Origin of the sequence: Pseudoduganella aquatica, assembly GCF_020865585.1 — a bacterium.
GTDB classification, from domain to species: Bacteria; Pseudomonadota; Gammaproteobacteria; order Burkholderiales; family Burkholderiaceae_D; genus Rugamonas; species Rugamonas aquatica_A.
In genome coordinates, this window is the sequence record NZ_CP086370.1 from 1,054,042 (window position 1) to 1,079,919 (window position 25,878).

At 66.6% G+C, this 25,878-nt stretch carries 23 protein-coding genes; 17 read left to right on the forward strand and 6 right to left on the reverse strand.

Going from position 1 to position 25,878, the window contains the following annotated elements:
• The first annotated feature begins 46 nt into the window (after nucleotides 1-46).
• The 3 genes from KT882_RS04685 (at nucleotide 47) to KT882_RS04695 (ending at nucleotide 4,782) form a co-directional block, all read left to right on the forward strand.
• Nucleotides 47-883 (forward strand): oxidoreductase, encoded by an 837-nt coding sequence (locus tag KT882_RS04685; RefSeq protein ID WP_161075360.1) that lies wholly within the window; start codon nucleotides 47-49, stop codon nucleotides 881-883.
• Nucleotides 880-1,881 (forward strand): NADP-dependent oxidoreductase, encoded by a 1,002-nt coding sequence (locus KT882_RS04690; RefSeq protein WP_161075359.1) that lies wholly within the window; start codon nucleotides 880-882, stop codon nucleotides 1,879-1,881. Before KT882_RS04685 ends, KT882_RS04690 begins: the two co-directional genes overlap by 4 nt.
• A 342-nt stretch (nucleotides 1,882-2,223) precedes the next feature.
• Nucleotides 2,224-4,782, forward strand: a complete 2,559-nt coding sequence (locus tag KT882_RS04695; RefSeq protein WP_228894642.1) for a TonB-dependent receptor — start codon at nucleotides 2,224-2,226, stop codon at nucleotides 4,780-4,782.
• On the opposite strand, the gene KT882_RS04700 is transcribed toward KT882_RS04695, so the two are convergent.
• On the reverse strand, nucleotides 4,779-5,567 hold the full coding sequence (locus KT882_RS04700; protein WP_161075358.1) for a response regulator transcription factor: 789 nt from the start codon (nucleotides 5,565-5,567) through the stop codon (nucleotides 4,779-4,781). The two genes, KT882_RS04695 and KT882_RS04700, sit on opposite strands and share 4 nt — an antisense overlap.
• A 205-nt stretch (nucleotides 5,568-5,772) precedes the next feature.
• On the opposite strand from KT882_RS04700, the gene KT882_RS04705 reads away from it, so the two are divergent.
• From KT882_RS04705 to KT882_RS04720, 4 genes are all read left to right on the forward strand, one after another.
• Nucleotides 5,773-6,294 (forward strand): Csu type fimbrial protein, encoded by a 522-nt coding sequence (locus KT882_RS04705; protein ID WP_161075357.1) that lies wholly within the window; start codon nucleotides 5,773-5,775, stop codon nucleotides 6,292-6,294.
• Nucleotides 6,295-6,306: 12 nt separating this feature from the next.
• The gene (locus KT882_RS04710; RefSeq protein ID WP_267478638.1) at nucleotides 6,307-7,056 is read left to right on the forward strand and encodes a fimbrial biogenesis chaperone; all 750 of its coding nucleotides are present in this window, start codon (nucleotides 6,307-6,309) and stop codon (nucleotides 7,054-7,056) included.
• 187 nt (nucleotides 7,057-7,243) lie between these two features.
• Complete coding sequence (locus KT882_RS04715; protein ID WP_228894649.1) at nucleotides 7,244-9,523, forward strand: fimbria/pilus outer membrane usher protein; 2,280 nt, start codon at nucleotides 7,244-7,246, stop codon at nucleotides 9,521-9,523.
• Nucleotides 9,520-10,548 (forward strand): Csu type fimbrial protein, encoded by a 1,029-nt coding sequence (locus tag KT882_RS04720; RefSeq protein ID WP_161075354.1) that lies wholly within the window; start codon nucleotides 9,520-9,522, stop codon nucleotides 10,546-10,548. Before KT882_RS04715 ends, KT882_RS04720 begins: the two co-directional genes overlap by 4 nt.
• Before the next feature lie 18 nt (nucleotides 10,549-10,566).
• Here the strand turns inward: KT882_RS04720 and KT882_RS04725 are convergent, their stop codons facing one another.
• Nucleotides 10,567-10,866, reverse strand: coding sequence for a hypothetical protein (locus KT882_RS04725; protein ID WP_161075353.1), 300 nt, complete (start codon nucleotides 10,864-10,866; stop codon nucleotides 10,567-10,569).
• 406 nt (nucleotides 10,867-11,272) lie between these two features.
• Here KT882_RS04725 and KT882_RS04730 point away from each other — a divergent pair, with 406 nt between their 5' ends.
• Nucleotides 11,273-11,770: a winged helix-turn-helix transcriptional regulator gene (locus KT882_RS04730; protein ID WP_056404007.1), complete on the forward strand. Its 498-nt coding sequence runs from the start codon at nucleotides 11,273-11,275 to the stop codon at nucleotides 11,768-11,770.
• 18 nt (nucleotides 11,771-11,788) lie between these two features.
• Here the strand turns inward: KT882_RS04730 and KT882_RS04735 are convergent, their stop codons facing one another.
• Genes KT882_RS04735 through KT882_RS04745 form a run of 3 tightly spaced genes read right to left on the reverse strand, consistent with a single transcriptional unit; the run spans nucleotide 11,789 to nucleotide 13,485 of the window.
• Nucleotides 11,789-12,595, reverse strand: coding sequence for an anti-sigma factor family protein (locus tag KT882_RS04735; protein WP_161075352.1), 807 nt, complete (start codon nucleotides 12,593-12,595; stop codon nucleotides 11,789-11,791).
• 10 nt (nucleotides 12,596-12,605) lie between these two features.
• Entirely contained in the window at nucleotides 12,606-13,118 is a 513-nt protein-coding gene (locus KT882_RS04740) for an RNA polymerase sigma factor (protein ID WP_161075351.1), read from the reverse strand.
• Nucleotides 13,119-13,131: 13 nt separating this feature from the next.
• Nucleotides 13,132-13,485 carry a COG4315 family predicted lipoprotein gene (locus KT882_RS04745; protein ID WP_161075350.1) on the reverse strand — a complete coding sequence of 118 codons (354 nt, stop codon included), beginning with the start codon at nucleotides 13,483-13,485 and terminating at the stop codon, nucleotides 13,132-13,134.
• A 117-nt stretch (nucleotides 13,486-13,602) separates the two neighbouring features.
• Here KT882_RS04745 and KT882_RS04750 point away from each other — a divergent pair, with 117 nt between their 5' ends.
• From KT882_RS04750 to KT882_RS04760, 3 genes are all read left to right on the forward strand, one after another.
• Entirely contained in the window at nucleotides 13,603-14,283 is a 681-nt protein-coding gene (locus KT882_RS04750; RefSeq protein WP_228894650.1) for a DUF4142 domain-containing protein, read from the forward strand.
• Nucleotides 14,284-14,323: 40 nt separating this feature from the next.
• The gene (locus tag KT882_RS04755; protein ID WP_161075348.1) at nucleotides 14,324-15,277 is read left to right on the forward strand and encodes an AEC family transporter; all 954 of its coding nucleotides are present in this window, start codon (nucleotides 14,324-14,326) and stop codon (nucleotides 15,275-15,277) included.
• A gap of 72 nt (nucleotides 15,278-15,349) precedes the next feature.
• Nucleotides 15,350-18,175 carry a diguanylate cyclase gene (locus tag KT882_RS04760; RefSeq protein ID WP_228894651.1) on the forward strand — a complete coding sequence of 942 codons (2,826 nt, stop codon included), beginning with the start codon at nucleotides 15,350-15,352 and terminating at the stop codon, nucleotides 18,173-18,175.
• Nucleotides 18,176-18,268: 93 nt separating this feature from the next.
• Here KT882_RS04760 and KT882_RS04765 read toward each other — a convergent pair whose 3' ends face one another.
• Nucleotides 18,269-18,730, reverse strand: a complete 462-nt coding sequence (locus KT882_RS04765; RefSeq protein ID WP_161075346.1) for an OsmC family protein — start codon at nucleotides 18,728-18,730, stop codon at nucleotides 18,269-18,271.
• Nucleotides 18,731-18,781: 51 nt separating this feature from the next.
• Between KT882_RS04765 and KT882_RS04770 the strand changes: the two genes are divergently transcribed.
• From KT882_RS04770 to KT882_RS04795, 6 genes are all read left to right on the forward strand, one after another.
• The gene (locus KT882_RS04770; RefSeq protein ID WP_228894652.1) at nucleotides 18,782-19,357 is read left to right on the forward strand and encodes a DNA-3-methyladenine glycosylase I; all 576 of its coding nucleotides are present in this window, start codon (nucleotides 18,782-18,784) and stop codon (nucleotides 19,355-19,357) included.
• The gene (gene mnmC, locus KT882_RS04775) at nucleotides 19,342-21,063 is read left to right on the forward strand and encodes an FAD-dependent 5-carboxymethylaminomethyl-2-thiouridine(34) oxidoreductase MnmC (protein WP_228894653.1); all 1,722 of its coding nucleotides are present in this window, start codon (nucleotides 19,342-19,344) and stop codon (nucleotides 21,061-21,063) included. Before KT882_RS04770 ends, mnmC begins: the two co-directional genes overlap by 16 nt.
• A 39-nt stretch (nucleotides 21,064-21,102) precedes the next feature.
• On the forward strand, nucleotides 21,103-21,816 hold the full coding sequence (locus tag KT882_RS04780; RefSeq protein WP_228894655.1) for a sensor histidine kinase: 714 nt from the start codon (nucleotides 21,103-21,105) through the stop codon (nucleotides 21,814-21,816).
• 11 nt (nucleotides 21,817-21,827) lie between these two features.
• Nucleotides 21,828-23,549 (forward strand): tetratricopeptide repeat-containing response regulator, encoded by a 1,722-nt coding sequence (locus KT882_RS04785; protein ID WP_228894657.1) that lies wholly within the window; start codon nucleotides 21,828-21,830, stop codon nucleotides 23,547-23,549.
• Between the two features lie 68 nt (nucleotides 23,550-23,617).
• Nucleotides 23,618-23,833: a hypothetical protein gene (locus tag KT882_RS04790; RefSeq protein ID WP_161075342.1), complete on the forward strand. Its 216-nt coding sequence runs from the start codon at nucleotides 23,618-23,620 to the stop codon at nucleotides 23,831-23,833.
• A gap of 100 nt (nucleotides 23,834-23,933) precedes the next feature.
• Nucleotides 23,934-25,877 carry a S9 family peptidase gene (locus tag KT882_RS04795; RefSeq protein ID WP_161075341.1) on the forward strand — a complete coding sequence of 648 codons (1,944 nt, stop codon included), beginning with the start codon at nucleotides 23,934-23,936 and terminating at the stop codon, nucleotides 25,875-25,877.
• Nucleotide 25,878 lies beyond the last annotated feature (1 nt).

Here is a 25,878-nt window from a genome sequence, read left to right on the forward strand (position 1 = left end):
GCTTTTTTTTAAACAGAAATATGATGAGCATCATATTGGAGGTAGCATGAGCAGCAAAATCGCAATCGTGACGGGCGCGTCATCGGGCATAGGCGAAGCCACGGCCGGGCAGCTGGCCCGGGCTGGCTACAAGGTATATGGCACCAGCCGCCGCGGCGCGCAGGGGAGCCGGCGCGGCTTCGAGATGCTGGCGCTGGACGTGACCAGCGATGCGTCGGTGCAGGCCGCCGTTCAGCAGGTGCTGGCGCTGGAGGGACGCATCGACCTGCTGGTCAACAATGCCGGCTTCGGCGTGGCGCCGGCCGCGGCGGAAGAAAGTTCGATCCAGCTGGGGCAAGCCATCTTCGACACCAACTTCTTCGGCATGGTGCGCATGATACGCGCGGTGGCGCCGCACATGCGCCGGCGCGGCAGCGGGCGCATCATCAACATCAGCTCAGTGCTTGGCTTCGTGCCCATGCCCTATATGGCCTTGTATTCGGCCAGCAAGCACGCCATGGAAGGCTATTCGGAAGCGCTGGACCAGGAACTGCGCACGCAGGGCATACGCGTGTCGCTGGTGCAGCCGGCCTACATCAAGTCTCCGTTCGACGCCAACCAGTTGCAGCCCGACCAGGCGCTCGATGAATACCGCGACTTGCGCGCGGGGCTGGACCGCCGCGTCAAGGAAGCGCTGCAGGGCGCGGACGGCCCGGACGTGGTGGCGGCCACCGTGCTGCGGGTGGCGCTGGCGGCGGCGCCGAAAGTGCGCTATACCTCGGGGGCGCTGGCAGGCCGCCTGCGCTTGCTGCGCCGCTTCGCACCGGCTGCGCTGGTCGAAGCCGGCGTGCGCAAGGACTTGCGGCTCGATACCCAGCCGTCATTGGTGAGGAGCGCAGCATGAAAGCCTGGTACATCAAACGCTACGGCAAGCCGGATGTTCTCGTGCAAGGCGAGCAGCCGGAACCTGCGCTGAACGGCGACGACGTGCTGGTGCAGATCCATGCCGCCGGCGTCAACCCGCTGGACAACAAGATACGCGACGGCGAATTCAAGCTGCTGCTGCCGTACAAGCTGCCTCTGGTTCTCGGCAACGACCTGGCCGGCGTGGTGGTGCGTACGGGCGCGCGCGTGCAGCGCTTCAAGGTGGGCGACGAAGTGTATGCGCGGCCGGATGACGACCGCATCGGCGCTTTTGCCGAATACATCGCGGTCAGGGAAAGCGCGCTGGCCCGCAAGCCCGCCAGCCTGAGCATGGAAGAAGCCGCGTCCATTCCGCTGGCGGCGCTGACCGCCTGGCAGACGCTGCTTGTAAAGGGCCAGCTCAAGGCGGGCCAGAAAGTGCTGATACACGCCGGTTCCGGCGGCGTGGGCACGATGGCTATCCAGCTGGCCCGGCATCTGGGCGCCACCGTCGCCACCACCGCCAGCGCGGCGCAGGCGCCTGCGCTGAAAGCGCTGGGCGCGGACGTGGTCATCGACTACAAGACCGAGGATTTCACGGCCATGCTGAAGGACTACGACCTGGTGCTCGATACGCAGGGCGGCGACACGCTGCGCAAATCGCTGGCGGTGCTCAAGCCGGGCGGCAAGCTGGTAGGCATCGCCGGGCCGCCGGACCCGGCGTTTGCGCAGCAGCGCGGCGCGAACGGCTTTGTCAGCCTGGTGATGCGCTTGCTCAGCTACGGCATCCGCAAAGCGGCGCGGCGCGGCGGCGGCAGCTACGCCTTCCACTTCATGACCGCCAGCGGCCAGCAACTGGAGGACATCGCCAGGCTGATCGACGCGGGCCACATCCGTCCCGTGGTGGACCGGGTCTTCCCGTTCGCGGAAACCGCCCAGGCGCTGGATTATGTCGCCACGGGCCGAACCAAGGGCAAGGTCGTCATCAAGGTGCGCTGACGGCGCTGCGGGACGCTGGCTTATATCCAGGCTGAATAAGCTATGCAGTTTTAATTCGTTCATGTCTCGAAACTGCGCCGGTATAGTGCTGACTCCCGTATCGCCCCGATTGAATTTGTTTATGTTCCGTTTCGCTCCGCTGTCCCTCGTTCCTAGCCGCCACGTGCTGTACATGCTCTGCATGGCCCAGTGCATGTGCCGCGCTGTCCTGCGTTAAACACGCGCCAAAGAAACCCAAGCCCCTGCCGCATTCCGCTCCGGCCCACCAGGCCGGGATGGCTGCGCTCACCCCGGTTCCACGCGGACCGGGGCCGTTGTTCCATTCCCACCCAAGAGGAAACCATGTTGATCAAACCACTCGCCATCTCGCTCGCCGTCGCCTCCGCCCTCCCATCTCTCGCCGCCGCGCAGGAACTGGAGCGCGTCATCGTCACCGGCTCCAATATCCGCACCACGCAAAAGGAGGGCGCCAGCGCCGTCCAGGTGATCAGCGCCAAGGACATCGCCGCCAGCGGCAAGGCCAGCATCGCCGACGTGATCCGCTCCATCTCCGCCAACAGCGGCAACAGCTACAACGAGCAGTACACCGGCAGCTTCTCGGCCGGCACGGCCGGCTTGTCGCTGCGCGGCATCGGCCAGAAGAACACGCTGATACTGGTGAACGGCAAGCGCGTGAGCCCCTACGCCACCGCGCAGGATCTGCAGGAAGTGTTCGTGGACCTGAACAGCCTGCCGATGGCGGCGGTGCAGCGCATCGAGGTGCTGAAGGACGGCGCGTCGTCCGTGTACGGCTCGGACGCGGTGGCCGGCGTGGTCAACATCATCCTGTACAAGGAATTCAAGGGCACGGAACTGAGCGCGCAAGTCGGCAGCTCAACCGAGGGCACTGGCCAGTCGGAAAAGAGCGCGGCGCTGCAGACCGGCTTTGGCAGCCTGGCGAAAGACGGCTACAGCGTGGTGTTCTCGCTGGACGCGCAGCAGCGCGACAAGCTGCAGCAGGACCAGGTGGCCTGGATGGCCGGCAGCGATTTCCGCGGCAACGCCAATGGCGCGCTGGCCTGGGTGCCGGCCAACTATCTGAACAACGATCCAACGAAGCTGCTGGGCGGCCTGCAGGGCCCGCTGCAGCTGCAGCCTTACGGCGCCATCACGCCGGGCAAGAGCGGCACGGTGCAGGCGTATAACAACGCGCAGTACAAGACGCTGATTCCCGGCATCAGCCGCATCCACTCCTCGCTGCGGGGCACGCTCAAGCTGAACGAGGACACCGAAGCTTACGCCGACCTGCTGTACGGCCACTCGCGCGCCGACCAGACCTTCGGCGCGCCGCTCACCGTGGGCAGCGGCCTGCGCGCGTGGAACAACGCCAGGCAGCAGCTGGACAACATCAGCGTGCTGCTGCCGGTGGGCCATCCGAACAACCCCGGCGCCACGCCGCTGCCGTTCACCGCGACCCTGTTCGACCTGGGCGCGCGCACCAAGCGCGACAGCGTGGACTTCTTCCGCGCGCTGGCCGGTGTGAAAGGCGCGCTGGCGGGCTGGGACTACGACGCGTCCGTGGGCCGCTCCGGCAGCAAGCTGGAAGAGACCGTGAACAACTTCGTCAACCGCTACGAATTCGAGAAGGTGCTGGCCGAGGGCAGCTACAACTTCGCCGACCAGTCCAGGAACAGCGAAGCGGTGCGCAACCGCCTGCGCCTGTCCACCTTGCGCCCGGCCGAGTCCACGCTGACCACGGTGGACTTCAACGCATCGAAAGAGCTGGCCGGGCTTCCGGCCGGCCCGCTGGGCTTCGCCTTCGGCGCGCAGTGGCGCCGCGAAGAGATGGATTCGCAAACCTCCACCGCCGTGTTGAGCGGCACCGAGCTGCGTCCGGCCATCAACATCATCCAGGGCAAGCGCGACGTGGCCGCGCTGTTCGCCGAGTTCAATGTGCCCGTCATCAAAGACCTGAACGTGAACGTGGCCGGCCGCGCCGACCGCTACAGCGACTTCGGCTCGGCCTTCTCGCCGAAGGCCAGCGCGCGTTACCAGGCGGCGCAATGGCTGCTGCTGCGCGGCACCGTGTCGCGCGGCTTCCGCGCGCCGTCGCTGCCGGAGATCACCAACTCCACCTCGGTCAGCTACGGCAGCGTGATCGACCCGCGCGACCCGATCACGCCCACCCAGGCGCGCGGCGTGACCAATCTGACTATCGCCAACGCCGAGCTGCGCCCCGAGCGTTCGGGCAACCTGAATCTGGGCTTCGTTGTCGCGCCCAACGCGGACAGCAGCATAGGCGTGGACTACTACCGCATCCGCACCAAGGGCGTGATCGACACCGAGAGCGCGGACAACATCATCGCCAACGAAAAGACCGCGCCGGAGAAGGTGGTGCGCGACGCGCAGGGCCGCATCCAGACCCTGTACCGCCAGTACGCCAACCAGGGCGACCGCCTGGTGTCCGGCATCGATATCGACCTGCGCCAACGCCTGGGCCTGGGCCGCTGGGGCAAGCTGGCGCTGAACGCGCAGTTGAGCCATGTGTTCAAGTTTGAAGCGCCGCTGGCGCTGGGCGAGCCGCTCACCAACGGCGCCGGCAACAACTACTTCGGCTCCATCCCGAAATGGCGCGGCGTCACCAGCGCCACCTGGGACATCGGCGCCTGGGCCAGCACGCTGACCTGGAATTATGTGGACGGCTACGAGCAGACCACGCGCGAGAACGAGCGCGTGAAGCCGGTCGGCACGCTGGATGCGAATGTGGGCTGGAAGGTGACGCCGGCGGCGACGGTGAGCTTCATCGTGCAGAACCTGACGGACAAGCGCCCGTCGTGGGATTCGTCGACCGCCTTCTTCGACTTCACCCAGGCCGACCCGCGCGGCCGCACCGCAGCGGTCAAGCTGAACTACAAGTTCTAATCGTCGCTGAGCCTTTGCGCCTGCTCGGCTCCCTGCCGGTAGGCGCTGGGCGTGACGCCCATGCGCTCGCGGAAGGCGGTGGCGAAATTGCCCGCGTTGTTGAAGCCGATCAGCAGGGCAATGTCCTGCACGTCGATTTCCGTATCGCGCAGCAGCTGCACGCCGCGCGCGATGCGCTCCTCGCGGATGAAGGCGAACACCGTCATGCCGGTCTGCTCGCGGAACAGCTGCGACAGCTTTTCGCGGTAGGTGCCTACGCTGCGCGCAATTTCGGACAGGCTGGGCAAGGCCGCCAGGTTGTCTGAAATCAGCCGCTTGGCGGCGTTGACGATGACCGCGTCCGGGTCGGCCGGCGCGGCGCTTTCCGGGGCGCCCGGTTCGGCGCGCGTGCGCCGCATCAGGTTCAGGTGCACGTGGATGCGCGCCGCCAGCTCGCCCGGCGTAAAGGGCTTGGCCACATAATCGACGCCGCCTATCGACAGGCCCATGATGCGGTCCTCGGCCGCGTCCGCGCCGCTCAGGAAGATCACCGGAATATCGTAGGTGGCCGGATTGGCCTTGAGCAGGCGGCAGCAGGTGTAGCCGTCCATATTCGGCATGCGCACGTCGAGCAGGATCAGGTCGGGCTGGTTGGCCAGGGCCAGCTGGTAGCCCTGCATGCCGTTGAAGGCCACCGACACCCGGTACGGCAGCTCGCTGAGCAGATCGACCAGCATGCGCTGCTCAAACGCGGAATCGTCCACGATCAGGATGCTGCGTACATTCGCGTCGCTGGTTAAATACATGGTCGGCTTGATAAAGTTAGCAATTCCGTGTTGCGTATTATGCCTATTTTTTAAAATTTTTTAATGGTTTTCTCCGCGCCCAAAAGGATGGTCGCATCTGGCAAAAGCGGCTTTTTTTACGATCGATAATAATGGAATCGAGTGTTGAGACCGGGCAATTTAAATGCACTCGATCAATTAATGTTGTATCCACCAGGAGGAAGTCATGTTACCCGCCAAGATTACCCGTCTGGCTTTGGCCGCCATCGTCGTCGCAGCAGCGCCCGCCATCACCGGCGCTGCCGTGTACTCGAACGGCTCCAAGACGGCAACCTTTGACGTAACAATGCGGATCATCGCCGATTGCACGGTGTCCGCAAATGCCCTCGACTTCGGCCAAAACCAGGGCGTGCTGGCAGCAACTGTCACCGGCACCACGACTCTGGGAGTTACTTGTACTAGTACCACGCCTTACAACGTCGGCCTCAGCGCCGGCAACGGCACCGGCTCGTCCGGCACCGTGCGCTACATGAGCGGCCAGACCGCAGGCAACACCGGCACCGTGCAGTTCATGCTGTACCAGACCGCCGGCGCCACCATCTGGGGTGAAGACCAGGGCGTCAACACCAAGGGCGGCACCGGCAACGGCACGCTGCAAACCCACACCGTGTACGGATCGATCCCGGCTCAAACCACGCCGGCGCCCGACACCTATAAATCCACCATCACCGCGACGGTGTTTTTCTAGAAAAGGAGAGCAATGCCGGATTGGCCCGCACCGTTATTGACCCTTGGGGCGCTGGGAGCCGCCCTGGGAGCGGTATTACCCACCGCAACGGCAGCCAATTTGCAGATTTCACCGGTGATGATCCATTTCCAGGCGGGCCAGGGCGCGTCCGGCATCACCTTGCAGAACCTGGGCCAGCAGCCGGTGTACGGCCAGGTCCGGGTGTACTTGTGGGACCAGCAGAATGGCGAGGACGTGCTCACGCCAACCCAGGATGTGGTGGCCAGTCCACCCATCATCCAGGTGGGGGCGGAGAGCAGCCAGACCATCCGCCTGGTGCGCCGCGCCGCGGCGCAGCCGGGCGAGCAGAGTTACCGCGTGCTGATAGACGAAATTCCCAGCGCCGGGACCGGCGGAGCGAACAGCGGAGTGGACTTCCGGCTGCGCTACTCGGTGCCGGTGTTCATGGCGCCGGCCACGCCGGCGGCGCCGCAGTTGAGCTGGCAGTTTTACCGCGAGGGCGGCAAGCCGGACGGCGACTGGATGCTTAAGCTGAGCAATACTGGCCAGCTGCATGCGCAGCTGGGCGCCACCACGGTCAGCAACACGGCCGGGCGCGAGTATGCGCTGAGCCAGGGTTTGATGGGCTATGCGCTGGCGGGCCGGGTGCGCATCTGGCGCCTGCAGGTGGCCAAGGACGCGCAGCTGGGCGGCGAGCTGTCGATACGCAGCCAGGTCAACGCCCAGCCCGTGATGGTGCGGAGTGCAGCGCAAGAGCCTTGACGGAGCGCTCGGCAAAGATTTGTACCGTCTGTCCATGACAAATGGCGCGCGGCTATTTTTTATGACCTTACTGTGCGTGTGGATGCTGTGCGGCGCCGGCTGCGGTGATGCACGGGCACAAACGCCGGCCACACAGGACGAGCTGTATTTGGAGGTGACTTTGAACGGCGAAGCGACGGGAATCATATTGCGCTTCACACAGGGCAAGAAGGGGCTGCGCAGCACCGGGCAGAACCTGCGCGACCTGGGACTGGACCCGCAGCTGTTCGGCGTGGCGGGCCGGGACGAGTTCGACCTCGACGAAGCGAACGGCCTGAGCTACACCTACGACGCGGCGCGCCAGACCATCTCGCTGCAGGTGGCGGACGCGCTGCGCGTGCCCTTTGAGCTGGCGGCGCGGCAGGTGCGCCAGGCCATGCCGGCCAGCGCGGCGCGCGGCGCGCTGCTCAATTACGACGCCTATCTGCAGCTGGGCAAAGCCTGGCGCCAGTCGAGTGTGCACGAGCTGCGCTATTTCGACCAGGACGGCGTGTTCAGCAGTTCCGGCGTGCTCAACCTGACCTCCGGCGACCAGACCCGGCGCGCTGAATATGTGCGCTTCGACAGCTACTGGACCCGCTCCGACCCGGCCACGCTGCAGACCTGGCAGGTGGGCGACGTGATCACCTCGTCGCTGCCGTGGACGCGCTCCATGCGCCTGGGCGGCGTGCAGTGGCGCAAGAACTTCGACTTGCGGCCGGACCTGCTGACTTTCCCGGTGGCCGCGCTGAAAGGCTCGGCCGTGGTGCCCACCGCGCTCAGCCTGTACGTCAACGGCGTGCAGCAGATCCAGACCGAGGTGCCCAGCGGCCCCTTCGTCATCAGCCAGATGTCCGGCCTGAACGGCGCCGGCCAGGCCACCATCGTCACGCGCGACGCGGCCGGGCGCACCGTCTCGACCACCTTGCCGCTGTATGTGGACACCCGCTTGCTGAGTGTAGGCCTGCTGGACTACGGCATCGAGCTGGGCGCGCCGCGCCGCAACTACAGCATCCGCTCCTTCAGCTACGCCAGCTCGCCCGCGCTGAACGCCTCGCTGCGCTACGGGGCCAGCGACGCGCTGACGCTGGAGGCGCATGCCGAGGCCGGGCGCGGCGTGGTCAACGCGGGCGGCGGCGTGCTGTGGCGCCTGGGCCAGTTCGGCGTGGTCAACGCCACCGCGGCGGCCAGCGCCGGCTCGGGCGCCGGGGGCGGTGCCGTCACCGGCACGGCCGCCGCTCCGGTGGTACTCCCCGGTTCGGGCCGGGGCTGGCAGGGCGGGCTGGGCTACCAGTACATCCGCGCCGGCTTCAGCGTGGACGCGCAGACCCTGCGCGCCACGCCCCGCTACAGCGACCTGGCCACCACCGAGGGCAGCCCGCTGGCCACCCGCTCGGACCGCTTCAGCCTGAACCTGGCGCTCAGCACGCGCCAGAGCCTGGGGCTGAGCCTGATCTCCTTCCACTCGCCGCTGGCCGAACCGGCCCGCATCGCCAGCGTGTCCTATTCGGCCACGCTGCCGGGCGGCGCCTTTTTCAGCGTGAGCGCCTTCCGCGACCGCCGCGTGGCCGGTGCGCACGGTGTGTCGGCCAACCTCAGCTTTGCGTTCGACAACCGCGTGGCGGCCAGCGCGAATATGGCGCACCAGCAGGACAGGCGGACCGATGGGCCGCTGGCGGGCCAGCCGGAGCGCAGCCGCAGCCGCAGCTACACGGTGTCGCGCGCGCCGGAGTTCGGCGGCGGCCTGGGCTGGGTGCTGCAGAAGGGCAACCTGAACGACACCCGCTACGACCAGGCGCAGCTCCAGTATCTCGGCCGCAGCGGCCAGCTCAGCGCCATCACCCTGAACAACGGCAGCACGCGCAGCACCGCGCTGGACCTGTCCGGCGCGCTGGTGCTGATGGACGGCAGCCTGCAGACGGCGCGCCAGACCGGCGGCGGCTTTGCCCTGGTCTCCACCGACGGCGTGCCGAATGTGCCGGTGTGGCACGAGAACCGCCCGATAGGCGTGACCGACAGCGGCGGCCACCTGCTGGTGCCCAATCTGCTGCCTTACGCCGCCAACCAGATCGGCATCGACGTGTCCGGCCTGCCGGTGGACGCGCGCATTTCCCGCACCCGCCAGATCGTCACGCCGCGCCTGCTGACCGGGGTGCTGGCGCGTTTCCCGGTCGAGCGCTACACGGCGGCCAGCATCATCGTCCACGGCGAGGACGGCAAGCCGCTGGCGCCGGGGCTGGCGGTGCTGCACACGGCCAGCGGCGCCGCCTCCGTGCTGGGCTACGACGGCATGGCCTTCATCGACAATCTGCAGGACGACAATGTGCTGCTGATCGGCAGCGGCGAGCGGCAATGCGCGGTGCGCTTCCCCTACCAGTATCAGAAGGGCAGCGGCGCGCTGCCGGTGATTGGTCCGCTGGTGTGCCGGCCGCCGGGGAAGGTGCAATGATGGCGCTTCGCCCGAAAAGCTGGCTGCGGTGGCTGTGCGTGCTACTGGCGCTGTACTGCCTGGCGTGCGCGCCGGCGCGTGCCGACAGCTGCACCGTCACCATGAGCGACGTGGTTTTCGGCGACATCAATTCCATCGCCGGGGTGGACTATACCGCCACCGGCAGCGGCTCCGTCACCTGCAGCTGGACGCTGCTGTCGCCCACGCCGCCTTTTGTGCTGCTGTTTCCCAACGTGGTGGTGTGCGTGAACGCCGGCCTGGGCACCAACTCCCTCAGCTATGGGGGGCGCCAGCTAGGACAAGCCGCGCAGCGCATAGACTACAACCTGTACACGGCCAGCAGCTATGCCAGCGCCACCACGTGGGGCGCCACCGGGCAGGCCGGCACGGTGCCGATCAACCTCTCGGGCGGCGTGCTGCCGCTGGTGGGCGGCAGCATCGTGCGCCCCTTCACCGTCTACGCCAAGCTGCCGGCCAGCGCCTCGCTGACCGCCGCCAAGGTCGTGGGCAATGGTCCAACCAGTTTCTCGTCCGCCTTTACCGGCGCCGGCAGCATCAGCTACGCCTTCTACAACCTGACCGCGCCGGCCTGCACGGCCGGCGGCAGCGTGGCGTTCAGCTTCAATGTCACCGCCAACCTGACCAACAACTGCACCATCAGCGCCAATCCGCTGGCCTTCCTGAACGCGGGCGCGCTCACCAGCGCCAAGCGCACGACCACCGCGCTGTCGGTGCGCTGCACCAACGACAACGCCTGGCGCATTGCGCTCGACGGCGGCACGGTGGCGGCCAATGTGGCGGCGCGCAAGATGAAGGACACGGCGGGAACGGACACCATCAGCTACCGGATTTCGGACACGCTGGACGGTCCGCTTTGGGGGGACGGCAATGCGGGCACGTCGGTGGTGACGGGGACTGGCACCGGCGCCGCGCAGACGGTGACGCTGTATGGCCTGGTGCCGGTGCAGACCACGCCGCGGCCGGGGGACTACAAGGATTCCGTTACCGCGACGATTTATTTTTGAACGATGAGGGGAGTTTGCTTAGAAGTACACAGTCCATTCCTGCGCGCCTTCGGTCTTGTTGACGATGGCGTTGGACTTGGCGGCAGCCTGGGCGGAGGTTTGAACGGCGGCGTCGTTGCGCTGCAGCTGGTATGGGCTTTCATGCTGGCAGCTGACGGTGGCGGCCACAGGTTTGGCAGCGTCTTTGCCGGACTGGATGTTGCAGCTTTCGGTGATGACGAAGCTTACCTGCATGGAGGCGCTGCGGTGGCCTGCGGCGGACGCGCCGAATGACAGGCCGAGCAGCGAGAACAGCGCAATGGTAGTTAACGTTTTCATGATTCACACACGTGGTTGAGGTGCGTAGCTTGAAACACGGCAGCTACGGGACCGGGACTTGCGGAACCTCACGCTTTTTAAGTGAGGCTCCGGCAAACAAATCCGGGTCTTGATGGGGTAGCTGAGCAAGAGAGCGAATGTGTCTGCAGGAATCAATTTTACTCTGCATAAACTTTCGCGCGCTTTTCACATATTACACGGAAATTGCCGTAAGTAAAGAGTGTGATTTTTGGTGAGAATTCATGCCGGTTTCTCGAATGAAAACTCACCAATTCTAATGCAGAAGTGTAGGTCGGAAAAAGAAGGTGTGTGTAGCACCCAAGATGAAAGTTAGTAGGGAAAACCGTCCCCGGTCCGGGGCTTGAAACTATAGACAAACAACTAACGTTGATCGAAGGAGTTGCAAATGAAACATACCGATTTCGGCCGCATGCCATGCCCTATCGCCCGCAGCCTGGGTAAAGTGGGTGAATGGTGGAGCATCCTCATCCTGCGCGACGCCTTCTATGGCCTGACCCGTTTCGACGAGTTCGAAAAAAGCCTGAAGATTGCCCCGAATATGCTGACGCGGCGTCTGGCCGGCCTGGTGGAGGGAGGGCTGATGGAGCGCCGCCAGTACAGCGCGCGGCCGCCGCGCTACGAGTACGTGCTGACCAAGGCGGGGCGCGACTTCAAGCCCGTGCTGCTGGCCTTCGTGGCCTGGGGCAATGACCATCTGGCCCCGGAGGGCGCCAGCCTGCTGGTGGTGAGCCGCGAAACCGGCAAGCCGGCCGACCAGGTGCTGGTCGATGCGCGCACCGGCCTGGCCATCAACGACGAGGACTATATGTTCGCGCCGGGTCCGGCCGCCAACGAGCTGATGCGCATGCGCCTGGACGACATGGGCCGGCGCGGCGTGCAGTAATCCCAGGCAGCCCTGGGGTCAGGGCTGCAGCTGTTCGTAGACCGCGTTGGCGACCTGCGACAGCTCGGCCTTGGCCAGCGCGCCGGAGAGCGCGTAGCCCCAGCTGCCGTCTATCCAGTAGAACACATTGACTGCGCCGTCCTGGGCGTAGCGGAAACCGCTGTCGCGGTTGCCTGCCTGGCCGGCGGACACGTAGAGCGTGAGCCGCTGGCCGCTGGCGTCGGCGTACATGAATTGCGCCACCGGGCCGCTGTCGCCCGGCAGCAGCCTGCCGCCCACCAGTTCATAGCCCAGTGGCGCCAGCCGAGGCGGGCGCAGCGGCGCTCCCAGACGTTTCGACAGCCAGGCCACCAGATGTTCCTGCTGGTCCGCTCCCACTTCCACCGGATGGCGCACTTCGGGCGCGTACACGCGGTGCGCCAGCGCGGCGCGGTGCGCCAGCGCGGACGGCGCCGCCGCTGCCGGGGCCGCAGCGTTGGCGGCCACTGCAGCGGCCACGGCGGCGTCCGGCGCGGCGCCGTAGCTGCCGTGCGCCACCCAGCCCAGCGCCGCGCTCGAGAGCATCAGCGCCACGCTGGCGGCATAGCGCTGCACTGGCCAGCCATAGCGCTGCCAGCCGCGCGGACGCTGCATGCTGCGCGGGATGGCTTCATCCAGCACCGCGCTGTAGAGCGCGCGCAGGCCGGCGTTCTGCTGGCGGTAGGCGCGCAGGCGCTCAAGCTCCTGCGGATGGTGCTCCAGGTAGCGGTCCACGTCGGCGCGGCGCTCCAGCGCCAGGCGGCCGTCGACCCAGGCCTGCAGTTCGGCTTCGGTGACCGGATTCATATCACTGCCTTCATTTGACCACCTTCAGGGTGGAGGCCGGGGCCTGGCCCAGCATCAGCAGGCGCAGCCGTTCGCGCGCGCGCGACAGGCGCGACATCACCGTGCCGGGCGGAATGTTCAGGACGGCGGCCGCTTCTTCATAGCTGAGTTCCTCGAGCGCCACCAGCAGCAGCACCTCGCGCTGCTCGGCCGGCAGCATTTGCAGCGCGGTTTGCATGTCGCGGATTTCCAGCCGGTCCGAGGGCGAGGGGCCGGAGGCGCTGAGCGAGCTGTGCAGCTCGTCGCTCAGCGCCTCGGTGGCCAGGCCGGGCTGGCGCAGCCGGTCCACATGCAGGTTGTGCATGATGCTGAACAGCCAGGCGCGCATGTCGCCATTGCGCCGCCACGTCGACAGCTTGTGCCAGCCGCGCTCCATGGTGTCCTGCACCAGGTCGTCGGCGCTGGCGCGGTCGCCCAGCAGCGCCCGCGCGTAGCGGCGCAGGCGCGGGATGCAGGCGGTGAGGCTGGCGCTGTCGTCTTGCATGGCGGGCCTGGACTCAGTCCTTGACGACGTGCCACACGTCTTTGAAGTTGTCGCCCGCGCGGTCGCCCGCCTTGGCGTCCTTGACGAAGGTGTACAGCGGCTTGCCCTTGTAGGCCAGCTGCTTGCTGCCGTCGTCGCGCGTGATCACCGAGTAGGGCTCGGCCACTTTTTCCGGCGCGGCCACGGCGGGCCAGTTCTGGATGCAGGGACCGGCGCAGGCGCTCTTGCCGCTGCCGGCCACGTCCTTGTCGAAGGTGTAGACCGTCATGCCGGAGGCGGTGGCGAGTACGCCGCCGGTGGTTTTCAGGTCCTGGGCCTGGGCTTGGGCGGCCAGCAGCAGGGCGGCGATGGCGAGTGCGTTTTTCATGGCTGTGTCTCCTTTTGGGGATGGATAGGGTGGAACAGTTGCGTATACGTATGCTGCGGCCGGTTTATTCCATCCCGCGTAAAATTTTTCTCCACACCTCAAGGATAGGAGATCCCCATGAACAAGGCAAAACTCGCATTGATGACGGCGGCCCTGCTGGGAGCGCTGTCTGCCCAGGCCCAGACGCTGGGCAAAGCGGACCAGCATATGCTGCAGCAACTGGCGCAAGGCAATATGGCGGAAATTGAAGCGGGCAAGATCGCACTGCAGAAATCGCAGAACACGGAAGTGAAGGCCTTCGCCCAGCAGATGGTGGACGACCACACCAAGGGCTTGCAGGAAGTGCAGACCGTGGCCCAGAGCAAGGGCGTGACCTTGCCGGCCGAGCCGGACGCCAAGCACAAGGCCATGGCCAGCAAGCTCAAAGGCTTGTCCGGCGACGCGTTCGACCGCGCCTATCTGAGCCAGGCAGGCGTGGACGACCACAAGAAGACGCACGCCCTGGTGCAGAAGGTGCAGTCCAGCGCCAAGGACGCCGACGTGAAGGCGCTGGCCGCCAAGCTGGAGCCCACGGTGGCCCAGCACCTGACCCACGTGACCCAGCTCAACGCCAGCATCAAGGGCGCCACGGCCAGCGGCAGCAGCGGCACGGAAGGGGCCAGCGGCAGCGGCATCGAAGGGAGCACGGGCAGCACCGGCAAGCGTCCGCGCGCCGTGCCGGACAAGGCCAGCGGCAATACGGACAATCCGGAAAACAAGCAAAACCCCACCACGCAGCCCCCCGCGCCCATGAAATAAGACGCTGTGACGGCGGCAAGCATGGGTACAATCGCTGTCCATGCTCGCCATTCTTTCCGTCACGTTTCCCTTTTTTGCGCTGGTGCTGTGCGGCTATGTGTCCGTGCGGCGCGGCATGCTGCCGCAGCTGGCGATTCCCGGCCTGAACAGCTTCGTGCTGTATTTCGCGCTGCCCTGCATGCTGTACCGCTTCGGCGCCGCCACCCCCATCGCCCAGCTGCTGGACGTGGGCGTGTTCAGCGTCTACCTGCTGTGCGCGCTGCTCATGGTGGCGCTGGCCATGGCCGCCACGCTGCGGCGCGCCGGCTGGAACGACGCCGCCTTCGGCGCGCTGGTGGCGGCCTTTCCGAACACCGGCTTCATGGGCGTGCCCCTGCTGCTGGCGCTGCTGGGGCCGCGCTCCACGGGGCCGGCCATCGTCGCCATCGTGGTCGACATGGTGATCACCAGTTCGCTGTGCATTGCGCTGTCGCGCATGGGCAGCGGGGCAGGGCGGGCCGCGCTGGGACGGGCGCTGCGCGGCATGCTGGGCAATCCCATGCCGTGGGCGATTGCACTGGGCGGCCTGAGCTCGGCGGCCGGGCTGGCCTTGCCGGGGCCGGTCATGCATACCGTCGGCCTGCTGGCGGACGCGGCCTCGCCGGTGGCGCTGTTCACCATAGGCGCGGTGCTGGCCCGCTCGCAAATGGGGGCGCCCGCCGCCGCGTTGCCGGGCGGCCCGCCCGGGGATTTCGTGGGGCTGGCGCTGATGAAGCTGCTGCTGCATCCGCTGCTGGTGGCCGGCGCCGGCCATGCCGCCATCGCCCTGGGCGTGCCGCTGGACCCTGCCGCGCTGACCGTGATTGTGCTGGTGGCCTGCCTGCCCAGTGCCAGCAACGTGGCCCTGCTGTCGGAGCGCTTCGGCGCCCACACCGGCCGTATCGCACGCATTATCCTCGTTTCAACAAGCTTGTCATTCTTGACATTTTCCACGGCAGTCGCTCTGCTGCGCTGAACTGTGGAATAATGCGAAAGGACGCATAGTGCGTTTAGGCAATATTGCAGGGAAGGACTCCGTGTAGTGGACATGTTTGCGCTCGATGAGCAGCTGGTGCGCTGGGACGCGGAATTGCCGTCCTTGCAGGGCGACGTGCGCCTGCTGCGCCTGGCCGAGCTGGCCTGGCAGCTGCGCCAGCGCGACGTGGCCCGGGCGCGGCGGCTGATTGCCGAAGCGGCGCCGCTGCTGCCGCTGGTCGATGCGCAGGAGGCCAGCGCGCTGGCGGCCCGCTTCATGCTGATCGAAGCCGAAGCGCAATGGCTGCACGGCGAACTTGACGCCGGCCAGGCCCAGGCGGCGCAGGCGCTGCACGCTTTCGAGCAGCTGGGCGACATGCTGGGCTGCGCGGACGCGCACTGGCTGCAAGCCTGGATCGCCACCGACCGCGGCGACTCCGCCACCAGCGACGCCGAACTGGCCATCGCCTCGGCCGATGCGCGCGCCGGCGGCGACCTGTCGCGGGCCGACATTATCGACGCCGCCGCCGCCATCTTCAGCGTGTTCCACAGCCTGCAGCAGGCCAACCAGCGCTGGGGCCAGCGCTTCGCGCCCGACGCCGCGCTGGCGCCCGCCATCCACCCGGCGGTATCCGGCTGGATCAGCGACTACCACGGCATCTCCGCTTTCCAGGCGGCCGATTTCGGCTACGCGGTGGGCCGCCTGATGGTGGCCTTCGAAGCGGCCATGGCCACCGGCCAGGTGCGGCGCGCCATCATTATCGCCACCAATATCGGCAACGGCTTCACCAGCCTGAACGCGCACGACGCGGCGCTGGAGTGGATGCAGCGCGGCCTGGCGCTGGCGCGTCCCACCGGCTGGCCGATGAGCATTGGCTCCTGCCTGATGCAGACCGCCGAAACCCTGCGCCAACTGGGCCAGCGTGAAGCGGCGCAGGAACTGCTGCACGAAGCCATCCACTTGCTGTCGCCGCTGTCCGGCTCGCGCGCCTACGCCGTCTCGCTGGAATACCAGGGCGACCTGGCGCTGGACCTGGGCGACGCGCAGGGGGCGCTGCGCAGCTTCACCATGCTGGAACAGCGCGGCGACTCGCTGGGCCAGAGCGATTTCAAAAGCGGCGCGCGGCGCGGCCAGGCGCACGCGCTGTCGCAGCTGGACCGGCCGCAGGACGCCTTGTCGGTGGCCTTGTCGGCGCTGTCGCTGGCCAGCGAGCACGGCGACCTGTACAACCAGATCGCCGCGCTGCGCGTGCTGGCGCAGATCCACGCGCGCCACCGGCTGCCGCAGCCCATCGGCATGGCGGCGGCCAACGCCGTGCTGCACTATCTGCAGCTGGCCATGACGCTGGCCTCCGGCATCGCCGGCTACGCCGTGCCCGCCGCCTTGCTGGACGCCGCCGCGCGCGAATACGCCGCCACCGGCGACTACGCGCGCGCCTACGAGATTTCCGTGCAGGCCAGCGCCGCGCGCGACAAGACGCATAGCCAGGAAGCCACCAACCGCGCCATCGCCATGCAGGTGCAGCACCAGACCGAGCGCGCGCAGACCGAGGGCGAGCACCACCGCCAGCTGGCGCAGGCCGAGGCGCAGCGCGCCGAAGTGCTGCAGCGTACCAACGCCATGCTGGCCCACCTGAGCGCCATCGGCCAGGAAATCACGGCGCACCTGGACGCGGCGGCCGTGTTCCGCGCGCTGGACCGCCATGTGCACGGTCTGCTGGACGCCACCCATTTCTCCATCTTCCTGCTCGAGCCGGACGGCGAGTATCTGCGCTGCGCCTTCGGCATCGAGGCGGGGCGGGAGCTGCCGCCGTCGCGCTTCGCGCTGTCCGACCCGAACGCCAACTCGGCGCGCTGCGTGCGCGAGCGGCGCGAGATCGTGATTGAACTCGATGAAAGCGGCAGCACGCCCAATCTGATTCCCGGCACCTTGCCCACACTGAGCCTGCTGTTCGCGCCGCTGACGGTGGGCGAGCGCGTGCTGGGCGTGATGACGGTGCAGTCCCTGCTGGCGCTGGCCTATGGCGAACGCGAACGGCTGATCTTCCGCACCCTGTGCGCCTACGGCGCCATCGCGCTCGACAACGCCAGCGCTTACCGCCAGGTGGCGGCGACGCAGGCGCAGCTGCTGGAAAAGAACGTGGAGCTGGAGCGCGCCTACAAGGCGCTGGAGGAAGTGAGCCTGACCGACCAGCTCACCGGCCTGCGCAACCGCCGCTTCTTCCTGCAGCATGTGGACGCCGACGTGGCCATGGCGCTGCGCCAGTACGACTGTCCGGACCCGCAGGGCGCGGACCAGGAGCGCATGGCCTGCATGGACAAGGACCTGGTGTTCTTCATGGTGGACCTGGACCACTTCAAGGAAGTCAACGACCGCTACGGCCATGCGGCGGGCGACGCGGTGTTGGTGCAGATGCAGGAGCGCTTGCGCGAGGTGTTCCGTGAATCGGACTATCTGATACGGTGGGGCGGCGAGGAATTCCTGGTGCTGGCGCGCGCCACCGACCGCGAGGAAGCCAAGGTGGTGGCCGAGCGCATCCGCAGCGCGGTGGCGCTGCGCGAGTTCATCCTGCCGGATGGCGGCACGCTGCGCAAGACCTGTTCGATAGGCTACGCCTGCTTCCCCTTCCTGCCGTCGCAGCCGCGTTTGCTGAGCTGGTCGCAGGTGGTGGAGCTGGCGGATATGGGCTTGTACATCGCCAAGCATTCCGGCCGCAACGCCTGGGCTGCGCTGTACAGCACCCCCGCCACGCAGCCGGAAGGCCTGTTCCCACGGATGATGCAGCAGCTGGAGCAGACCGTCGCCAGCGGCGAAGTCAAGGTCGTGACCAACCTGGTGCAGCCGCCCAAGCTGAGCGGCGAACGGCGCCGCGTGGGCTTGTCCAGCGATTTGGCTTGATTGGCGGGTTACGCTGCGCTAACCCGCCCTACGAGTACCCTGCAACGAATGAACATGCGTAGGGCGGGTTAGCCCGCAGGGCGTAACCCGCCATCACACCGGCGCTTCCACCGTAATCTCCGCCCGCAGCGAATTGGCGATGTAGCACTTGTCGTGCGCCTCATGGTGGATGGCTTCCAGCTCGTCCTCGTCCGGCCACTGCGCGCCGGCGAACACGATGGCCGGGCGCAGCGTGATGCTGGTCATGGCCATGCGGCCGCGCCCGTCCTTCTCCAGCAGGCCCACGGCGTGGTCGGTGTAACTCTCCACCACGTGCCCGCGCCTGGCCGCAATCGACAGGAAGAACAGCATATGGCAGCTGGACGCGGCGGCGATCAGCGCCTCCTCCGGGTCCACATTGTCCGCGTTCGACATCGGCAGCGGCACCGACAGCGGCGACGACGAAGCGGGCACGCGCAGGCCGCCGTCGAAAATCCATTCATGGGCGCGGCTGTAGCGCTGGTCCAGGAAGTCCTGCCCATTGCGCTGCCACTCCAGTTTCGCTTCGAATTGCATGTCTGCCCCCATGTCACGATCGGAGTCGACATCTTAATGTAAACTGCGCCCATGAACCTACACCGCTGCAGCTGGGCCAATCCCGCCAATCCCAAATACATCGCCTACCACGACGAAGAGTGGGGCTTGCCCTGCCGCGACGAATTGCGCCTGTTCGAGATGCTCAATCTCGAAGGCGCGCAGGCGGGGCTGAGCTGGGAAACCATCCTGAACAAGCGCGACAACTACCGCGCCGCCTTCGACCAATGGGACGCGCGCAAGATCGCCGCTTACGGTCCGGACAAGGTGGCCGAGCTGCTGGCCAATCCCGGCATCGTGCGCAACAGGCTGAAAGTGGCGGCGGCCATCAGCAATGCGCAGGCCTACTTGCGGCTGCTGGACGAGGGCGGCAGCCTGGACAGCCTGCTGTGGGACTACGTGGGCGGCAAGCCCCTCGTCAACATCGTGGCGAAGCAGGGCGACCGGCCGGCCAAGACCGAGCTGTCGGACCGCATCTCGAAGGACCTCGCCAAGCGCGGCTTCAAGTTCGTCGGCTCGACCATTATTTACGCCTATATGCAAGGCATCGGCATGGTCAACGACCACGACCAGGCCTGTTTCCGGCACGCCGAATGCTGCCAGCCGTGACCACGCCGCAGGGATGGCGCCACGTCCTGCTTGCCACCGGCTTTGGCGCCGGCGAGCACTTTCTCGCCACGCTGGCCGCATGGCGCAGCAGCGGCGCCGCGTCCGTCCTGCACTACATCGCGCTGCTTCCCGCGCTGCCGGCGGCGCAAGACATCGCCGCCGAACTGCGCGGCGGCTGGCCCGTCAACGTGCCCGGCTTCCATCGGCTCGAATTCGACCACGGCCGCGTGGTGCTGGATTTGGCGGTGGGCGATCTGGAAGCCACGCTGCCGCAAATCGAAGCGCGCGTAGACGCCTTCCATCTGCCCGCGCCGATTGCGCCCATGCGCACCCTGGCCAAGCTCGCGCTGCCCGGCGCCACGCTGACGCTGCTCGGCGCCGACGATGAGGCTCTCAAGGCGCTGCGTTCCTCCGGCTTCGAGTGGCAGCCGGCGCCGTCCGGCGTGCAGGCGGTCTTCACCAGCAGGAAGCCGCAGCCGCCGCGCGCGCCGGAGCCGGTGCGGCAGGCGGTGGTGATAGGCGCTGGCGTGGCGGGGGCGGCCGCTTGCGAACGGCTGGCCGCGCGCGGCTGGCAGGTGACGCTGGTCGAGCGCCACCAGGAAGCGGCGCAGGAAGCGTCCGGCAACCGCGCGGGCATTTTCATGCCGCTGCTGTCGAAGGACGACAACATCCCAACACGCCTGAGCCGCGCGGCCTATCTGTACGCCATGCGCCACTGGCAGCGCCTCGGCGGGGTGGACCCTGAGGCGCGCCTGCCCGCTGCCGCCGCAAACCCTTCTGCGCGTATCACCGGCGCGCAGTGCGGCGTGCTGCAACTGGCGCGGGATGCGGAGCATGCGCTGCTGCAGAAGGAAGTGGCGGCGGCCTGGAACTATCCGCGCGAGTACGTGCGCTGGGTGGACGCGCAGGAAGCCAGCGCCTTGCTGGGCGCGCCCACGCCGGACGGCGGCTGGCTGTTCAGCCAGGGCGGATGGGCCAATCCCGCGTCCATCTGCCGCGCCATGCTGGCCGCTTGCGGCGCGCGCCTGACTCGCATCTTCAACGCCGGGGCGCTAAAGCTGGAGCGCGCGGACGACCAGTGGCAGGTCCGTGCTGCGGGCGGCGAACTGCTGGCCGAGGCGCCGCACGTCATTCTCGCCAACGGCGCCGGCGCGCTCGCCATCGCGCAGACGGCCGAGCTGCCGCTGTACACCATGCGCGGCCAGGTCACCCATTTGCAGGAGCAGGATTTCCCCCATCTGCCGCTGGTGGTGTGCCGCGAAGCCTATATGACGCCGCCGGTGCAAGGCATCGTCAGCGTAGGCGCCACCTACGACAGCGACACGGACAGCGCCTTGCGCCACGCTAGCCAGCAGGAGAATCTGTCTCGCGCACGCGACATCCTGCCCGGCGTGCTGCCGCAGGATCCACCGCTGGCGGGACGGGTCGGCTTCCGCTGCATGGCGCCGGACCGCCTGCCGCTGGCCGGTCCCTTGCCCGACTACGCCGCCCCCGCGCGCCCCGAGCGCCTGCGCGACGTGCCCCGCCACGCCGGGCTGTATGGCTTGCTGGGCTATGCCTCGCGCGGCCTGATCTGGGCGCCGCTGGCGGCCGAGCTGCTGGCCGCGCAGCTGGAGCACGAACCGCTGCCGCTGGAGGCCGCGCTGGCCGCCGCCCTGGACCCCGCACGCTTTATGCTCAAAGCCCGGCGTGGCGGGCGGGTATAATCGCTATTCAGAAATAATTGCCGCGTGGAGGCCTCATCTATGGAAGATCAAGCGGGCTCGCCCGAGCTGTTCCTGTTCCTGGCTTCAACTGCCCATGACATGAAAAATTCGATCAGCGTCCTGAGCGGCACGCTGGAGAGTTTGCTGGGCAGCGCCGACGAGAACGACGCGAACCATCCCGCTTATCCCAGCCTGGCCCAGATGCTGTACCAGACCAAGCGCCTGAACGACAACTTGATGCAGCTGCTGGCGCTGTACAAGGAAGTGGGCAAGCCGTCCTATCCCTTCGACCCGCGCCCGCAGCAGGTGGCCGAACTGGTGCAGCAGGTCAGCTCGCAGGCCAAGGTGCTGCTGGCGTCCAAGCACATCACGCTGCAGATCGATTTCCCCGCCGGCCTGATCTGGACCTTCGATGAAGACCTGGTGATCGGCATGCTGGCGCACGCCATCAACAACGCCGTGCGCTACACCAGCGACACCATCCGCCTCGCCATCGCCGAGCGCGACGGCTACCTGGAGCTGCGCGTGGAGGACAACGGCAGCGGCTTCCCGCAGGCGCTGATCGACGCCGGCGCTTCCGCCATGAGCGGCAACACCAGCGGCGTGAACTTCCTCACCAACAGCAGCGGCCTGGGCCTGTACTTCGCGTGCGAAGTGGCCAAGATGCACAAGCATCGCCAGCGCAGCGGCAGCGTGCAGCTCGAGAACGGCGGCGCCTTGGGCGGCGGCTGCTTCGTGCTGCGTTTGCCTTGAGCGGAGGCCAGATGTCATTCCCCACCGTCGCCCCGGCCATGCCAGACACCGTCACGGCCGCCATCGCAGCCATCGACTGGACCGACAAGCACTACCTGATCGTCGACGATTTCGTCGGCATCCGCCAGTTGCTGCGCGAGTCGCTGCGCAACCTCGGCGCCAAGCACATCGACCAGGCCGCCAGCGGCGGCGAGGCCATGATCATGCTGGCCAAGACGCACTACGACGTGGTGCTGTGCGACTTCAACCTGGGCGAGGGCAAGAACGGCCAGCAAGTGCTGGAGGAGGTGCGCATCCGCAACCTGATGACGCCGTCCAGCGTGTGGCTGATGGTGTCGGCCGAGAAAAGCGTGGAGTCCGTCATGGGCGCGGCCGAGCACCAGCCGGACGCCTACATCATCAAGCCCATCACCGAGGGCGTGCTGCTGACGCGCTTGAACCGCGTGTGGCAGAAGAAGCAGATCTTCCGCGAGATCGACCAGGCCTTTGTGGAAAAGGACTACCTGCGCGCGGCCCGCCTGTGCGACGAGCAGATCGTGCACAACAAGCTGCACGAGATCGACCTGCTGCGCATGAAGGCGCAGCTGCTGCTCAAGGCCGGCGAGCCGGAAAAGGCGCGCGTGGTCTACGACCTGGTGCTGGAGGAGCGCGACTACAACTGGGCGCGCACCGGCCTGGCGAAAATCCGCATGAGCAATGGCGACCACGAAGCGGCGCGCCAGATGTTCCAGGGCGTGATCGCCGAGAACCGCTACTACATCGACGCCTACGACCAGCTCGCCACGGCCTACCAGCTGATGGGCAAGGTGGAGGAGTCCTGCGACGTGCTGGAGAAGGCGGCCAAGCTGTCGCCCAACTCGGTGCCGCGCCAGCGCAACCTGGGCAATGCGGCGCTCAAGCTGGGCAATATTCCGCTGGCCGAGCGCGCCTTCCGCAAGTGCATCGCCATCGGCGAGTATTCGGTGCTCAAGACGGTGGACGCCTACTTCGGCCTGGCGCGCGTATGCGGCCAGAAGAACGACCCCAAGGAAGCGCTGCAGGTGCTGGCCACCGCGCAGCGCGAGTTCAGCGGCGACCAGGTGGCGCTGCGCGCCAAGATCACCGAGGGCCTGGTCTACCACGAGAGCGGCGACTACCGCCGCGCGCGCAAGTCCGGCGACGAGCTCGAGACCATGCTCAACGAAGACCCCGAGCGCCCGGACACGGACACCTGCATCGAAATGGCGACGCTGCTGTTCGCCGTCGGCGTGAAGGACGCGCCGGTCGAGCTGCTGTGCTACGTGATCCGCAACAACCACGACAACCAGCTGCTGCTGGAGGACGTGCAGAAGATCTTCGACAAGGCGCGCATGAGCGAAGAGGGCGCCGACCTGATCGTGGCTTCCCGCAAGGAAGCGGCGGACATGATGAACAAGGGCGTGCTGCTGTGGAAAACCGGCAAGCTGGCCGAGGCGGTGGAGTGGATGCGCACCGCGCGCGAGGCGCTGCCGAACAATATGCGCATCCTGTTCAATTCGGCGCAGATCCTGATCTCGCACATGCAGCAGAACGGCTACACCCAGGCGCTGATGGACGAAGCCAACGACGTGCTGATGCACGTGGACCGCATCGCCCCCGGCCAGCAGCGCTTCGCGCAGCTGATCGAGCAGCTGGCCATGCTGATGCCGTCGCGCCACACCGCGACAGAGGCGGAAACCGAAACGGAAACCCAGCCGGAAGAGGACGACGAGTAATTGAATATTCGTCAACTTGTTTCCGGGTACTTCAATGATTACACTAGAACACAACAAGGAGAGAGCCTATGCGCGACATCACTAAAGAGGTTTACGACAAAATGAAAGTTGGCGCTGCCGCGTGGGTACGGCCGGTAGCCGCCAAGGGCGACACGCTGGAGTCCTTCCAGTCGGCGCATGAAGGCGCCAAGCTGCTGGCCGAGGAAGGCCTGATCCAGATTGTAAAAATACAACGCGAAGTGGGCGGCCTGATCGACGCCATCCGCATCCAGCGCCTGGGCTAAGCCGCCGCTGGAATTTATTTGTTTGACAACGTAGTTCGTTCTTGCAACACTGGCTGACCTGCCGTCATCGTGACGGCAGGCCATCTAGACAGGAGCGAACATGCGTCGTATGAAAACAGCCGCGCGTCTCACCGTGCTGGCGCTGATGTTACATGCCCTTCCTGGCGCGCTGGCTGCGTCCAAGTCCCCGCAGCACGTCCCCAAGCAGTACACGATAGAACAGTTCATGGCCACGACGTCCATTTCGGGCGCGTCCTTCAGCCGTGACGAAAAGAACATCCTGTTCACCAGCAACGAGAGCGGCCTGCCCAACGTCTACACGCAGCCGGTGGGCGGCGGCAAGCCGGTGGCGCTGACCCAGTCCACCACCGACAGCACTTACGCGGTGGGCTATTTCCGCACCGACGACCGCTTCCTGTTCACGCGCGACAAGGGCGGCAACGAGCAGAACCATCTGTTCGTGCGCGAGCTGGACGGCAGCGAGAAAGACCTCACGCCGGGCGACAAGCTGAAAGCCAGCTTCGCCGGCTGGTCGGCCGACGGCGGCGCCTTCTATGTGCTGAGCAACGAGCGCGATCCCAAGTTCTTCGACCTGTACCGCTACGACGCCAAGACCTATGCGCGCGCGCTGCTGTACAAGAACGAGAACGGCATGACGCCGGACCGCATCAGCCGCGACGAGCGCTGGATTGCGCTGGAAAAACCCAACACCACGTCCGACAGCGACATCTACCTGTACGACCTGAGCAAGGGAGAACTCAAGCACATCACGCCGCACCAGGGCACGGCCAGCTACAGCGCCTCCACCTTCGACCCGGCCTCCAAGCGCCTGTTCTTCACCTCCAACGAAGGCGGCGAGTTCAACACGCTGCGCACCTACGACCTGGCCACGGGCGCGGTGGCGCTGCACGAGAAGGCGGACTGGGACGTGTTCGGTTCCGGCTATTCGCTGGACGGCCGCTTCCGCATCACGGTGGTGGACAACGACGGCAGCCAGACCGTGCGCGTGGTGGAAGGTGCGGACGAAAAACCGGTGGCCCTGCCCAAGCTGCCCGGCGGCGAAATGCGCGGCGTGACATTCTCGCCGAGCGGCAAGCTGATGGCCTTCTACCTGAACGGCGACCGCGCGCCGAGCAATCTGTTCGTGTACGACCTGAAGACGAAGAAGACCACGCAGCTGACGCAAAGCCTGAACAAGGAAATCGACCCGAACGACCTGGTGGAAGCGGAAGTGGTGCGCTTCAAGTCCTTCGACGGCATGGTGATCCCGTCCATCTACTACAAGCCGAAAGGCCTGGCGCCAGGCGCCAAGGCGCCGGCGGTGATCTTTGTGCACGGCGGCCCCGGCGGCCAGACCCGGCGCGGCTACAGCGCGCTGATGCAGTACCTGGCCAACCACGGCTACGCGGTGCTGGGCATTAACAACCGCGGCAGCTCGGGCTACGGCAAGACCTTCAACACCGCCGACGACGGCAAGCACGGCCGCGAGCCGCTGTGGGATTGCGTGGAAGCGAAGACCTATCTGGCCAGCCTGGGCAATATCGACCCGGACCGCATCGGCATCATGGGCGGCAGCTACGGCGGCTACATGACGCTGGCGGCGCTGGCGTTCCGGCCGGAGGCGTTCAAGGTCGGCATCGACATTTTCGGCGTGAGCAACTGGGTGCGCACGCTGGAGTCGATACCACCGTACTGGGAATCGCAGCGCAAGGCGCTGTACCAGGAGATAGGCGACCCGGTGAAGGACAAGGACTTCCTGGTGGCGACCTCGCCGCTGTTCCACGCCAAGGAGATCCGCCGTCCGCTGATGGTCATCCAGGGCAAGAACGACCCGCGCGTCATCAAGCCTGAAAGCGACGAGATCGTGGAGGCGGTGAAGAGCAACAAGGTGCCGGTGGAATACGTGGTGTTCGACGACGAAGGCCACGGCTTCAGCAAGAAGAAAAACCAGCTCGTGGCGAACGCCCGGATGCTGGAATTCCTCGACAAATACCTGAAACCCACCGGCGCGCGCGGCCAGGCCGAAGTCAACACCTCCCGATAGC

Bases quoted from the DNA above. Each gene is read 5' to 3' on its own strand.
- KT882_RS04685 (WP_161075360.1), top strand. From the start codon at position 47: ATGAGCAGCAAAATCGCAATCGTGACGGGCGCGTCATCGGGCATAGGC.
- KT882_RS04690 (WP_161075359.1), top strand. From the start codon at position 880: ATGAAAGCCTGGTACATCAAACGCTACGGCAAGCCGGATGTTCTCGTG.
- KT882_RS04695 (WP_228894642.1), top strand. From the start codon at position 2,224: ATGTTGATCAAACCACTCGCCATCTCGCTCGCCGTCGCCTCCGCCCTC.
- KT882_RS04700 (WP_161075358.1), bottom strand. From the start codon at position 5,567: ATGTATTTAACCAGCGACGCGAATGTACGCAGCATCCTGATCGTGGAC.
- KT882_RS04705 (WP_161075357.1), top strand. From the start codon at position 5,773: ATGTTACCCGCCAAGATTACCCGTCTGGCTTTGGCCGCCATCGTCGTC.
- KT882_RS04710 (WP_267478638.1), top strand. From the start codon at position 6,307: ATGCCGGATTGGCCCGCACCGTTATTGACCCTTGGGGCGCTGGGAGCC.
- KT882_RS04720 (WP_161075354.1), top strand. From the start codon at position 9,520: ATGATGGCGCTTCGCCCGAAAAGCTGGCTGCGGTGGCTGTGCGTGCTA.
- KT882_RS04725 (WP_161075353.1), bottom strand. From the start codon at position 10,866: ATGAAAACGTTAACTACCATTGCGCTGTTCTCGCTGCTCGGCCTGTCA.
- KT882_RS04730 (WP_056404007.1), top strand. From the start codon at position 11,273: ATGAAACATACCGATTTCGGCCGCATGCCATGCCCTATCGCCCGCAGC.
- KT882_RS04735 (WP_161075352.1), bottom strand. From the start codon at position 12,595: ATGAATCCGGTCACCGAAGCCGAACTGCAGGCCTGGGTCGACGGCCGC.
- KT882_RS04740 (WP_161075351.1), bottom strand. From the start codon at position 13,118: ATGCAAGACGACAGCGCCAGCCTCACCGCCTGCATCCCGCGCCTGCGC.
- KT882_RS04745 (WP_161075350.1), bottom strand. From the start codon at position 13,485: ATGAAAAACGCACTCGCCATCGCCGCCCTGCTGCTGGCCGCCCAAGCC.
- KT882_RS04750 (WP_228894650.1), top strand. From the start codon at position 13,603: ATGAACAAGGCAAAACTCGCATTGATGACGGCGGCCCTGCTGGGAGCG.
- KT882_RS04755 (WP_161075348.1), top strand. From the start codon at position 14,324: ATGCTCGCCATTCTTTCCGTCACGTTTCCCTTTTTTGCGCTGGTGCTG.
- KT882_RS04760 (WP_228894651.1), top strand. From the start codon at position 15,350: ATGTTTGCGCTCGATGAGCAGCTGGTGCGCTGGGACGCGGAATTGCCG.
- KT882_RS04765 (WP_161075346.1), bottom strand. From the start codon at position 18,730: ATGCAATTCGAAGCGAAACTGGAGTGGCAGCGCAATGGGCAGGACTTC.
- KT882_RS04770 (WP_228894652.1), top strand. From the start codon at position 18,782: ATGAACCTACACCGCTGCAGCTGGGCCAATCCCGCCAATCCCAAATAC.
- mnmC (WP_228894653.1), top strand. From the start codon at position 19,342: ATGCTGCCAGCCGTGACCACGCCGCAGGGATGGCGCCACGTCCTGCTT.
- KT882_RS04780 (WP_228894655.1), top strand. From the start codon at position 21,103: ATGGAAGATCAAGCGGGCTCGCCCGAGCTGTTCCTGTTCCTGGCTTCA.
- KT882_RS04785 (WP_228894657.1), top strand. From the start codon at position 21,828: ATGTCATTCCCCACCGTCGCCCCGGCCATGCCAGACACCGTCACGGCC.
- KT882_RS04790 (WP_161075342.1), top strand. From the start codon at position 23,618: ATGCGCGACATCACTAAAGAGGTTTACGACAAAATGAAAGTTGGCGCT.
- KT882_RS04795 (WP_161075341.1), top strand. From the start codon at position 23,934: ATGCGTCGTATGAAAACAGCCGCGCGTCTCACCGTGCTGGCGCTGATG.